Genomic DNA, 12,375 nt, shown 5'->3' with positions numbered 1-12,375 from the left:
CTGGGAACTTCCTGGGAGTCCGGCCGCCCGGCACGGGGCAGGACGGGCAAGTCCCCCGCCGCGGCGGCCGGATTCACAGAGGACTCCCGGGCTGCGGGGGGCCCTCGCGCGGTCCCGCCCCGGCGGGGCGTGACGGGCCGGGCGTGACGGGCGGGGCGCACGTGGGCGCCCCCGGACCGGCCGACGGGGTCCGGGGGCGGGGCGTCCCGACTACGGCCGGGGGGCAGCCCCACGGCAGCCGGGGGCGGCCGGGGGCGCTCTTCAGCCCGTCAGGCTCACTTCCGGTAGCCGAGGACGGTCATCATGCCGGACTCCGCGTGGTAGACGTTGTGGCAGTGGACCATCCACAGACCGGGGTTGTCGGCGTCGAAGTCGACGTCGAGCCTCCTGCCCGGCAGCACGATGGCGGTGTCCTTGCGCGCGCCGCCGTCCGGCAGAGCGAAGGTGTGGCCGTGCAGGTGCATGGGGTGCCACATGGTCGTGCGGTTCACGAAGGCCAGCCGGACGCGCTCCCCGGAGCGGACGGGGTAGCGCCGGGCGGGGTCGTACCTCTGTCCGTTGATGGCCCAGTCGTACGCCCCCATCGAGCCGGTGAGCCCCAACTCGATCGTCGTGTCCGGGCGTCGCGGTGCCAGCCGCACGGACTCCGCGGCCTTCAGCCGGGCGGCCTGCACGACCGTGCCGGACAGTTCCTTAGGACGCACGGAGGCCGTGGGCGCGGCTCCGCCGGAGGTGCGCAGGACGGCGAGCGCGGCGCCGCCCTTGCCCTCGGCGAGCGCGGTCAGGGGGAAGACCCCGTCCCCCGCGGTCACGAGGGCGTCGAACCGCTCCCCCATCCCGAGCAGCAGCGCCTCCGCCGGTGCCTGCTCGACGGGGAAGCCGTCGGTGTGGGTGACGGTCAGCCGGTGGCCCCCGAGGGCGACGCGGAAGGCGGTGTCACCGCCCGCGTTGATGATCCGGAGCCGGATCCGGTCGCCCGGCGCGGCGGTGAAGGTCTCCGGGTCCTCCGCCGTCCGGCCGTTGACCAGGTAGTACGGGTAGGCCACATCGCCCGCGTCACCGCCCAGCAGTTCACTCCTCGCGCCCATCAGCATCCGGGAGGGGCCGGACGGGGCGGGGGACGGGGACCTCCCGTCGGCCGGCTGCATACCCGGCATGGCATGGCCCTCCATGCCGCCGGAGGCTCCGTGGTCCATGCCGCCCATGCCCGCGCCGAGCTCGGCGAGCACGGAGTCCGGGGTGGAGCCGTCGACACCGTCGACCCAGTCGTCGAGGACGATCACCCACTCCTTGTCGTACGCCAGGGGCTCCCTGGGGTCCTCCACGATCAGCGGGGCGTACAGGCCGCGGTCCTGCTGGACACCCGAGTGCGGGTGGAACCAGTAGGTGCCGGGGTGGGTGACGGCGAAGCGGTAGTCGAAGGAGGCACCCGCCCTGATGTCGCGCTGGGTGAGCCCGGGGACGCCGTCCATGTCGTTGCGCAGGGCGAGGCCGTGCCAGTGGATGCTCGTGGGCACGGGAAGGCTGTTGGCGAGCGTGAGCGCGAGGGTGTCACCTGCGGTGACCCGGACCTCGCTGCCGGGGAGCCGGTCCCCGTACGCCCACGAGCGGACCGTCCGCCCGCCGCCGAGGTCGAGCGGGGTCTCGACGGCGGTGAGCTTGACCTTCCGCTCCGGGCCGGGCCTTCGCAGGGCTTCGGCCGCGACGATCTCCCTGCTGTCGGGCGTGAGGTAGCCGGCGGTCGGCGGTGTACCGCCGCCGTGGGAGGAGTGGCCGGGGGCGCTGCCCGAGCAGGCGGCGAGCAGACCGGTGCCGGCGGTGGCCAGGCCGGCACCGAGGACGGTGCGACGGGTGATTCGGGACATGACGGAGCAACCTCTGAACGTGGTCGTGTGATGCGGAAGGGACCGGTGCCGCTCACGGGGCGGAGCGGCCGGTCCTCCTATCTGCGCAGCGACGACAGGCGCGTCAGCAGGGATCCGGGCGGGGCGGGCGGCGGGTGCGCGCGGAGCGCATGGGCGAGGCGTGGCGAGGCCGCCACCAGGTCGCCGGTCGACGGCCGGCAGTGCGCGGCGCCTATCAGGAGCAGCGCCCCGAGGCCCGCGCCGAGCACGGCGAGGCACATGGCCGCGCCGTCCGAGCCGTGCACCGGGACGGTCTGGGCCCGGTGGAGGCTCCCGGAGGACGCGCTCCACTCGCCCGGCACTGCGGGGGCATGGGACTCCGCGACCGCGTGCGGGGTGTCCGGACGGGGTGCCGTGTGCTCGCCGGGGTGACCGAGACCGTGCATCAGCAGGAGGCCGAGGAGCAGCGCGGCGGCAAGGGCACCACGGCCCAGCCATCCCGTCCTCTCCCCGCGCACCGCCACCTCGTCGGTCCCCTTTCACGGCCAGGCCCTCCGGCACGTGCCCCATAGTACGGGGAGGGGGTATGGGGGACGTGAGTGGAGCCCGGGCCCGCGGGCGGGACGTCGGTGGGCCTCTCGCGCGTGCGGCCGGGGCGGTGCGGCGTTCCGGAGCGCCGCGACGCCGGGGCGGGGCGGTCGCTCACCCCGGCGTGTCGGCGCCGCGCCTCCGTCGGCCGCGCCGTGCCCGCGGTCCGGCTTCGGGGCGAGCGGGACGCCCGTCGACTGAACGCCTGCTCGCCACTGCCGTCCGGTGCCCCGCCGGTGCACGCGCCCCTTGGGGCCCCGGCCCCGGCGGGACCCGGCGCTCACTCCGCGATGTCGACGCCGTAGCCGCGTGCGAGGTCGGCCAGGCCGTGGTCGTACCCCTGCCCGACGGCACGCAGCCGCCAGCCCTCGCCCCGGCGGTAGAGCTCGGCGAGGATCATGGTGCGTTCGGTGGTGGCGGCGTCGAGAGTGGCCCGGGCGACCGGGGCCGCGCCGACCCCGGACGTGGCGGTGACCTCGATGGCCCCGACGTCGGCGAAGGCCGCGGCACCGTCGATCGCGGCGGCGACGACGACCCGCTGGATCTCCAGGGGCAGGCGCTCCAGGTCTGCGGTGACGGCCTGCTCCGTCGGACCGTCCGTGGCGAGGTGCAGTGTGCCGTCCGGGTGCTCGGGGGCGCCGTAGAAGACGAAGTCCTCGTCTCCCGGCACCTGTTCCCGCGCATCGACCGCGAACGCGACGACATCCACGTCGCAGGCGGTCTGCTGGCGCCACGTGGCGGCCACCGTCCATGCCGTACCGGTGAAGGGAAGGTCGGTGACAGCGCCTCGGACCAGGACCTCCGCCGCGTCCGGCCGGTCTCCGGCCCCGCCGGGCGCGGGGGCGGGCGTCTCCGCCGTCGCGGGGGCGAGGAGCCAGGCGGCGTCATGCACGCGGAGGTCGAGAGCGGCGACGCGTCCCATGCGCCGATCCGCCTCGCCTCCGGGCAGGACCACGACATCGGACACGCTGGCGGAGAGGTTGACCGCCGCGGAGGCGCCGAGGGCGACAGCACGTGCACGGGCCTCGGCGGCCTGGGGGTGCGTGCCGCCCAGGACCAGGACCCTGCGCCCGGCGAGCGACCGGCCCGCAGCGGGCAGGGCAGGTGCAGCCGTCTGCTGCGCCGGGACGCTCGCTGCCGGTGCCGGTGCGGACCGGACAGGCGGTGAGGCGGGGGCGTCCGCGGGCACCGGTGCGGCGCGGCGCGGCCGGACGACCCCCTTGGCCAGGCCTGGCCGCACGCTCCCCAGGAGCCGCACGTAGGTCGGTTCGTCCACGAGCGGGACGCCCTCGGTCGCGGCACGCAGCAGCTTCCCGGACGCGGCCCCGGGGTCGTTGGTGACGACGACACTGGTCCGGCCACTGACCGAGGTCATCATGTTCAGCCCGGCCGCCACCGAGCGGGCGACCAGTTGCTCACGGGAAACCCGGGTCTCGCCGGTGATGGCGACCTTCATCCCCTGCACCAGCTCCGCACCCGGCTCAAGACGCCCCGGATTCCGGTACGGACAGGGCGTCTTGGGGATGTACGGCCTGTAGTCCTGGCGGGGTGGGCACTCAAGGAGCGGCAGTGACAGGCCCAGTTGCTCCGCCGCACCCAGCGAGCCGCGCAGGATGCCGGAGAGCACCCGTACGTCGTCCCGCGCGTCGTGGGCCTTCTCCTGGGGCACCCCGTAGTGCACGGCGAGGGTGCCCAGTCTGAGGTCCGGAGTGGCAGGCCCGACCAGGCGGTTGAGAGCCAGCGTGCACAGCCGCCTGCTCACCGGCACCCAGGAGCGGACGCGGGCGAACTCATGGGCCAGGAAGTCGTAGTCGAACTGCGCGTTGTGGGCGACCAGTACACGGCCGCTGAGCAGCGCCCCTACCTGCGGCGCGATCTCCTCGAAGGTGGGGGCGTCGGCAAGGCGGGCGGAGGTGAGGCCGTGGATGTGCACCGGACCGGGGTCGCATCCGGGATTGAGGAGGGTGGAGAACTCCCCCGTCCTGTTGCCGTGTGCGTCCAGCGTGAGGACGGCGAGGGACAGGACACGGTCCCGGCCGGGTCTCAGCCCGGAGGTCTCCACGTCCACCAGTGCCCAGTCGTGGAAGTAGTCCGGAACAGCGGGCCACTTCGGGCTCGATGACCGCAGGACCATACGACTCCCCTCCCCCGGGTGCGGACAGCATGCGCTTCCCACAGCGGTGATCCACCGACGGGATTCTCGCACGCACCGAGTGCCCTTCGTGGTGGTTCTGCGACGGAGAGCCATCCGTCCGGAGGAGGTAGGGGGCCGGTGCCCGGCGGAGTCAGCCTCACCGCGGGTACGCCCTCCGACCGGCCTCCGGCGAACCGCTACGTGCTCCGGCTTCGCGGCGCCCCGTAGGCCCGTCGCCCCGTCCACGCTCCCCGGGGCCCTGCCCGGAGTCCTCCAGGTCTGTTCGGCCGCACCTGGGGAGGGCTGAGCCGGGGTCGGGGCGCCTCCGCACCGCGCTCCCGGCCCGACGGCGAGCGGCCGCCGCTGCGGGAAGGACGGCGCGCACCCGCCCGGCCCCCGCCTCGACATGCGCCGGGAGACAGGGTGACGCCTGCCGGGGAACTGAGTGGCCGGGAACTCCCCGCGCCGTGGGCTCAGCAAGGAGGCGTCACCAGCCGCGACGGGCTCCGCACGAGCGGAGATCCGCTGGAGGCACCAGTGGCGATCCGGCCCGTGACCGACTCGAAAGCCTCCCGCCGTCGGACGGAGCCTATGCCGTGGCCTGTGGTCACCAACTCGTCGTTTGCCCACACCATCCATGTGTGTTCAACGGCGGTCGCGCCGATCGCCGGAACTTCCGTCCAGCGAGATCGTGACCTACTGCCGGAGCGCCAGACGTACCCACGTTTGACGGAGTGAACCCTGGGAAGGGGCGGCCAACAGAGGTAAACAAGCCCCGACTTCTGACAGTTGACCGAAATGCCCCGCTGATCACCATTGACCCACACCTGACAAGAATGGTCCAGTTGGCGCCTTCGGCGATCACTTGCACCGGGCGAGTGAATCGCTCACATGGCCTTCAGGAGGGGCCTTTCTGTGAGAAGAGCTGCATCGGCTGTCGTCTTCGCGGCAGCGACACTCGTGTTCGGGATTGCCAGCCCTGCGAACGCCGGAACGTCTGGCGCCCAGGAGACCGCGAAGTGCGGAAACCTCAGCAACGGTGAAGTCTGCATCATCGGCCCGGACACCGGCAGGACCGGCACGTACCGCACCGAGTACTGCAAGAGCAGTGGCTCCGGTGACGTCTACGTGCAGCTCGGCTATCAAATAGCGTACGACGGGTCGGATTACAGCGACCTGCCGGCGCGGATCATGGACTCGCCCCTCTACGGGGTGTGGGCGGGGTCCTGTACGTCGTACTCCCGCCACCTCAATGTGAGCTCCGACAATTGCGTGCGGGGCATCATGAAGTGGCAGGACTACACCTACATCTCCAAGTGGCACTGCTGAGGCTCCTGAGAAGCGCCGTCCAGCCGTGACCGACCCCGCCGGGGGCGGAACCGGGGCACTGCGCGGGAACGGCCCTTCGGTGAGCGGCCGCACAGGAGGCTCCGTCGGGGCGAGAGGAAGAGAGAGTCATGTGGCGCGTCATCCTGTACCTGACGCCTGCGACGGTGGCGACGGCATTGTTGCTGACCCTCCTGGGGGCGCTGGGGCTACGGTGCGCCGCTGCCCGTTGGCCCCGGACTGTCGGTCGCATCGGCTCTCTCGCTCTCGCCCTCTGGCTGGCGCTCATCGCCGCGGCGACGTTCACCGCCTCTGATGGCAGTACCGGCGGAAGCGGCGGCAGTCCCTGGCTGAGCCCGGGAATGGAAACGTTGAGAGCGGACAGCGCTTACGTCACTGCCTATGAGAAGGAGATGGTGGTACGGCAGTGGGTAGCGAACGGGCTGATGTTCGTGCCACTGCCAGTGCTGCTGGCGACAGCACGCCCCGGCCTTTCGGCAGCGAAATGCCTCGGACTATGCGGAACGACGGCTGTCGTCGTCGAGCTTGTGCAATGGCTTGGGGGCAACGGACGGATCGTGGACCTCGACGATCTGCTCTTCAACTCCATCGGTGCAGCCGTAGGCGTCGGCTTCAGCGTGGCGGCCGGTCTGCTGCTGAAACGGCTCCGAGACCGAAGGACAGGCACCGAGGAGCGAGTGTGAACCTCACCCGGTGACTGCCGGCCTGCCGGCCGGCGTCAGCAGTTCCTCACACCCCCCGGGCCCGCTCGGCCCCCTCCCGCGCGGCAGCCACCTCCGCCTGCCACGCCCTCCGCGATCACACCCCGCACACGAGGAAGGCCCCTGCCCATCGAGGGGGCGCCCTCGACCACAACGCACCAAGAGCACGACCAAGGCCCGCACAACGCGCGGACTCTCAGGCAGGGCCGAGCGCCAACGCGCTTATGGCAGCGCCTTCGTGACGTGTCGTCACACCAGAGGTACGGATCTGACCGATCGTGATCGACGCGTGATCATTATTAGGGCGAAATGTCTGACTTGCACCAAGTAGGCACAGTGAAGATTTCGTAAGGTTCTTCTGACCTGTGCAACAAAACGGAGGGGATCTGGTGCTCAAACGCGGAGCCAGAAGCAGACAAGCCTCACTGGTACTTGGGATATCGATGGCGCTGTGCGGGCTGTCCCTGGGAGCGCTCGGTGGATCGACCGCCGCGGCGGCGTCGGGCTGCACCGCAGGAACGGAGTCGGACTTCAACGGGGACGGCATCCGCGACATGGCGATCGCCGACCCGGAGGCGACGGTCGCCGGGAAGGACGAAGCCGGGCTGGTCCGCGTCGTCTACGGCGGCGGCAAGGGGACGGCCACAGTCCGTCAGGGCTCCAAGGGTGTCACCGGCACCCCGGAGGCGGACGACCGGTTCGGCCACACGCTCGCGGTCTACGACGGCAACAAGGACGGGTGCAGCGATCTCGTCGTGGGTGTCCCCTATGAGGGCGTCGGCGCCGAGGCGGAGGCGGGTGTCGTGCAGGTGATCTACGGCGCTCCCGCAGGGCTCGGGGAAGGGCCCGCGGGCGTCAGCCTGATCCAGGGCACCGGCACCGGCAGTATCGCCCGTTCGGCTCCCGAGGCGGGCGACTGGTTCGGCTTCTCGCTCGCAGCCGGGGCCACCGCGGGCGGCGACCCCTATCTGGCCATCGGTGTGCCCGGCGAGGACCTGGGCACGACGAGGGACGCGGGCGGAGTCCACTACGTACGCCGGGACACCAATGTGACCCTCCATCAGGATGTCGCCGGGTTCGCCGGGGTGGCCGAGGAGAACGACCGGTTCGGCTACTCCCTCGCCGGCTCCCCCCGCCACTTCGCCATCGGCAGCCCGGGAGAGGCCATCGGCACGGAGAAGTTCTCCGGCGGTGTTCAGATAGTCGCCCATGAACCGTACTCCCAGGGCATGCCCGCGCCGGTCGCCGGGCTCGACCAGGACAGTCCCGGCATCAACGGGGCGGCCGAGGCGGACGACCGGTTCGGCGGCTCGCTGGCCATGGTTCCGTACCGTCCGTCGGGAGCTTCCGCGGCCACCGACTCGATCCTGGCGGTCGGCTCACCAGGAGAGGATCTGACCACGGGAGAGGATGCCGGACGCGTCGTTCTGATCCACGTCCAGGCATCCGGGAAGATCTCCCAGACGGCCGACATCAGCCAGAACATCTCCGGCGTCCAGGGAGTGGGCGAGGACGGCGACCAGTTCGGTCAGCACCTGACGGCTGTCAATGCCGCGCCGGCTTCCGTCGGTACTGCCTCGACGATGCTGCTCGCCGTGGGCATTCCCGGCGAGGACACCGCAGCCGGAGCGGACGTCGGCGCCGTGCAGGTGTTCCCGATGACCGGCCCCGTGGGCAAGGGGGCCTGGGTGCCGCAGAGCGGCCACGGACTCCCCCACGAGGCCGGTGAGCGTTCCTACCTCGGCAGCAGTCTGCTGGCGACGGCGGACCGCCTCCACGTCGGCCTGCCGTACGGGCCGACCGCCCAACGCGGCGTCTACGGCCTGCCCTGGGCGAACATCCTCTCCGGCGGAACCGGCGAGGTCACGGCCACCAGGCCCGGCGAGGGCGGCGTGCCTGCCGAGCAGACGTCCTTCGGTGCGGTGATCCGCTGATGAGCGCAGCCGCACCCCAACGCGGCACAGACCGACGGGGAAGAGAACACATGGGCATCCATCGGCGACGCGCCGCGTCGTCCCGTACGGCCGCCGGCCTCGCCGCCGCCCTCGGGCTGCTGGCCACCGGTCTGACCTGGCCCGCCGCACAGCCGTCCGAAACGACGGTCACCTCGGGTACCGCGGCGCGAGCCGCCGGCGCGACCGCCGGGACCGACGGGGCGCACGGCGCCTTCGGCGAGCAGACCGCGAGCGCAGCCGCCGAGAAGAACGGCCGGCGGGTCGAGGTCACCGGGCTCCGGCAGGAGCGGCGCGAGGTCTTCGCCAACCCGGACGGCTCCTTCACCGCGATCGAGTACACCGAGCCCGTCCGCACCCTGCGCGGCGGCGACTGGGTCGACGTCGACGACACCCTCGCCCAGCGCGAGGACGGCAACTGGTCGCCCAAGGCGGCGACCGTGGAGCTGGAGTTCTCGGGCGGTGGCGAGGGTGCCTTCGCCCGGATGCGCAAGGCGGGCCGGGAGTTCGCGCTGACCTGGCCGGGCGGTGCACTGCCCGCGCCTCACGTGGAGGCCAACACCGCCACGTACCGCGACGTACTGCCGGGCGTGGACCTCGTGGCGAAGGCCGAGGTCGACGGACTGGGCCACCTCCTGGTGGTCAAGACGGCGGAGGCGGCCAGGAACCCTGAGCTGGCACGCATCGAACTGGGCGTCAGGACCGAGGGCCTGAAGGTCGAGGAGACCGAATCGGGCGCGCTCCGGGCCGTCGACGCCACGGTCGGCGGCACGGTCTTCGAGGCGGGCCAGCCTGCGATGTGGGACTCGGCGGCTGTCGCGGAACAGCGCGCGGACTCCCCGGGCGGCCCCGCACCGCAGCTGGCAGCGGCGCGGCCGGTCTCGGTCCGCACCACCGCGTCGGCCCGCGCCGCCACCGAGCCGCAGGCGAACCCCGAGGTGCCGGCCGGCGCGGCGGAACTGGACGGTCCCGGCGGCGGTGGCGCCACTGCGGCAGTGGACCTGGAAGTGGGGGACGAGAAGCTCACCCTCGTGCCGGACACCAAGCTGCTGAACAGCGAGGAGACGGTCTACCCGGTCGTCATCGACCCCGTTTCCAAGACCACGCACCGCTCTGCCTGGACCGCCGTGATGTCCGGCATGCCGAGCACCAAGGAGTGGAAGTACTCCGGCAGCGCGGGCGTGGGCAAGTGCCCGCTCAACTACAACCCGACGAGCTGCAAGAACGTCGGCGTACGGCGGACGCTGTACACCGTGCCCACGTCCTTCTACAAGGGCAAGCAGATCCTCAAGGCCACCTTCTCGGCCCGCGTCGAGCATGTCTACTGGGCCGACGCCAAGGCGGAGCCGATCCAGCTCTACCGGATCGGCGGGAAGAACCACACGATCACCTCGTCCAGCAACTGGAGCAACACCAAGGACGACTGGGACGACCTCCTGATGACGGTGGACAGGAAGATCTCGCCGACATCGTGCTCCAGCTCGGCGAACCTGCACTTCGAGGGCGGCGAGCTGACCAGCGAGCTGAAGACCGCGGCAGGCGGCGGCTGGTCCTCGCTGTCGCTCGGGCTGAAGGCCGGGGACGAGAGCAGCTACGCCGGCTGGAAGCGCATCTGCGGGAACACCTACCTCTCCGTGGACTACAACAACCCGCCGAAGCAGGTGGACTCCCGGCTGATGTCGTCGTCCCCCGGCGGCACGTGCGTCTGGGGTGCCGGCCGGCCGTACGTCGAGGAGCCGCCGGAGCTGCGCGCCGAGGCACGCGACCCGGACCACTCCTCGTCCGGGACCGACAAGGTCAAGATGCAGTTCCAGGTGGACTGGACGGATTCCGCGGGCAAGGCGCAGTCGTACACCTACGACACCTCCTACAAGGCGCCGAACGCGGGCACGGTGTTCCGCCACCGGGTGAAGTCGTCGATCCCGGAGAACACGGTCGTCTACTGGAGCGCCCGGGCCTACGACGGTGACGCCTGGGGCGAGTGGAGCCACGCCGGCAGTCCGCAGCGCTGCGAGTTCGTCTACGACGCCTCCAGGCCGGGTGCACCGCTGGTGAGTTCCGCGCAGTACCCCGACGACGAGATCTGGCACCACGGCGTGGGCACCGCGGGGACGTTCACCTTCAGTCCCGACACCGAGGACGGCACCCCGGACGATGACCTGGTCGAGTACCGCTACGCCTTCGACGGCGATGCGGTGAAGACGATCGCGGCCGACAAGGCCGGGGGCTCCGCCTCGGTGACCTGGACCCCCCAGAGCGCGGGCCGCCACTGGGTGACGGTGGAGGCGTTCGACAAGGCCGGTCACTCCAGCACACGGGCCCAGCACGAGTTCCTGGTCACCGACGGCCTGCCCGCGGCCGGGCAGTGGAACCTGGCCGACGAGGAGGGCGTCGCCGACGCCCACGACGAGTCGGGCCGCAACCCCGCGGCAGCAGGCGGCGGGGTGAGCTTCGGTGTGCCGGGGCCCGGGGGCGGCGCCGACTTCGCGGCTCGCCTGGACGGCTCCCGGAACGCCTACCTGGACGTCGGCCGGACCGTCGTGGACAGCGACGCGAGCTTCAGCGTCAGCGCCTGGGCCCGCCCCGCGTCACTGGACCGGGACATGGCCGTCGTCAGCCAGGACGGCACCGGCGAGCCCGGCTTCGTCCTCGGCTACGACGCGGCTGCCGGCTCCTGGGCCTTCTCCGTCCCGGTGTCCGACGTGAACACGCTCGGACACTGGAAGGTCAGCGCGGGCGTCACTCCCGTCAAGGACCAGTGGGTGCTGCTGACCGGCGTCTACGACGCCCACGCCGCCGGCGGGCCGGAGCTGCGGATCTACGTCAACGGCCAGGCCAAGGGCAGCGTCGGGCGCCACTCCCACTGGACCTCGTACGGTCCGCTGCAGATCGGCCGCACCCTGGGCAAGAGCGGCTACCGGGACCACTTCCACGGCGACCTGGCGGAGGTACGGGCGTTCGACCGCGTCCTGCCGCCCGCCCAGGTGGCCGAGCTGATGACGGTCGCACCGCAGCGCAGGGGCTACTGGATGCTGGACGAGGCCCCAGGCGGATCCGCCGCCAACACGCAGCAGGGCGGCGAGCCGCTGACGCTCGCGGGCGGCGCCTCCGTCTACCAGCCGGATCCGCTGTTCGGCTGGCCCACCGCGCTGGTCGGCGAGGGGCATCTCGAGCTGGACGGATCGACCGGCCATGCGGCGACCGAGAGTGCCCCGGTCCGGGGCGACTCCAGCTTCACCGTCGCCGTACGGGCGCTGCCGACGACGCTCGACCCCGAGCGGTCCCAGACGGTCATCTCACTGCCGGGTGCGCACGCGGACCGCTTCGCCGTGCGCTATCAGGCGACCACAGGGCAGTGGGAGCTGGTCGTGGCGGAGGAGGACACGTCGGGGACGGCGACCGTGAAGGTCACCGACGACGTCCACCCGGCCACGAACGAGGGATCGGGCCAGCATCTGGCCGTCGTCTACGACGCGTTCGCCAACGAGCTGCGGCTGTACGTGGAGGGGCAGCTCGCCGACTCGGCGATCACCTCGGACGACACGCTGTGGAAGGCCACCGGCGGCCTGCAGGTCGGCCGGTCGGCACTGGGCGGCGGCGAGTACTTCGCAGGCGCCCTGGACGAGGTCCGGGTGTACGCGGGTGCGGCCGACCCGCTCGCCGTCCGGCACATGGCACAGATCACCGCCAGGCCGGACATCTAACGAGCGCTCGGGCGGGCCGGTCCGGTTCCCGGACCGGCCCGCTCAGGCAGCTCTTCATGAAGACGCCCGCATGGGCACAATCGGGGAGATCCAGTGAAGTCCTTC

The 12,375-nt window shown here is 71.9% G+C and carries 7 protein-coding genes; 4 read left to right on the top strand and 3 right to left on the bottom strand.

Going from position 1 to position 12,375, the window contains the following annotated elements:
• Positions 1-275: 275 nt before the first annotated feature.
• The 3 genes from ACGF15_RS11450 to ACGF15_RS11440 form a co-directional block, all read right to left on the bottom strand.
• Entirely contained in the window at positions 276-1,865 is a 1,590-nt protein-coding gene (locus tag ACGF15_RS11450) for a multicopper oxidase family protein (RefSeq protein WP_392798004.1), read from the bottom strand.
• Between the two features lie 77 nt (positions 1,866-1,942).
• Positions 1,943-2,368 carry a hypothetical protein gene (locus ACGF15_RS11445; RefSeq protein ID WP_392798001.1) on the bottom strand — a complete coding sequence of 142 codons (426 nt, stop codon included), beginning with the start codon at positions 2,366-2,368 and terminating at the stop codon, positions 1,943-1,945.
• Between the two features lie 344 nt (positions 2,369-2,712).
• On the bottom strand, positions 2,713-4,566 hold the full coding sequence (locus ACGF15_RS11440; RefSeq protein WP_392797998.1) for a TerD family protein: 1,854 nt from the start codon (positions 4,564-4,566) through the stop codon (positions 2,713-2,715).
• Between the two features lie 891 nt (positions 4,567-5,457).
• Here ACGF15_RS11440 and ACGF15_RS11435 point away from each other — a divergent pair.
• From ACGF15_RS11435 to ACGF15_RS11420, 4 genes are all read left to right on the top strand, one after another.
• The gene (locus tag ACGF15_RS11435) at positions 5,458-5,895 is read left to right on the top strand and encodes a hypothetical protein (RefSeq protein WP_392797996.1); all 438 of its coding nucleotides are present in this window, start codon (positions 5,458-5,460) and stop codon (positions 5,893-5,895) included.
• Between the two features lie 128 nt (positions 5,896-6,023).
• Positions 6,024-6,596, top strand: coding sequence for a VanZ family protein (locus ACGF15_RS11430; RefSeq protein ID WP_392797993.1), 573 nt, complete (start codon positions 6,024-6,026; stop codon positions 6,594-6,596).
• 461 nt (positions 6,597-7,057) lie between these two features.
• Complete coding sequence (locus ACGF15_RS11425; RefSeq protein ID WP_392797990.1) at positions 7,058-8,548, top strand: VCBS repeat-containing protein; 1,491 nt, start codon at positions 7,058-7,060, stop codon at positions 8,546-8,548.
• A 50-nt stretch (positions 8,549-8,598) separates the two neighbouring features.
• The gene (locus ACGF15_RS11420) at positions 8,599-12,270 is read left to right on the top strand and encodes a LamG domain-containing protein (RefSeq protein ID WP_392797987.1); all 3,672 of its coding nucleotides are present in this window, start codon (positions 8,599-8,601) and stop codon (positions 12,268-12,270) included.
• The last annotated feature ends 105 nt before the right edge of the window (positions 12,271-12,375 follow it).

The organism is Streptomyces sp. NPDC048001, from assembly GCF_043203115.1.
Lineage (GTDB): Bacteria > Actinomycetota > Actinomycetes > Streptomycetales > Streptomycetaceae > Streptomyces > Streptomyces sanyensis.
This window is presented reverse-complemented; position numbering and strand designations above follow the sequence as displayed.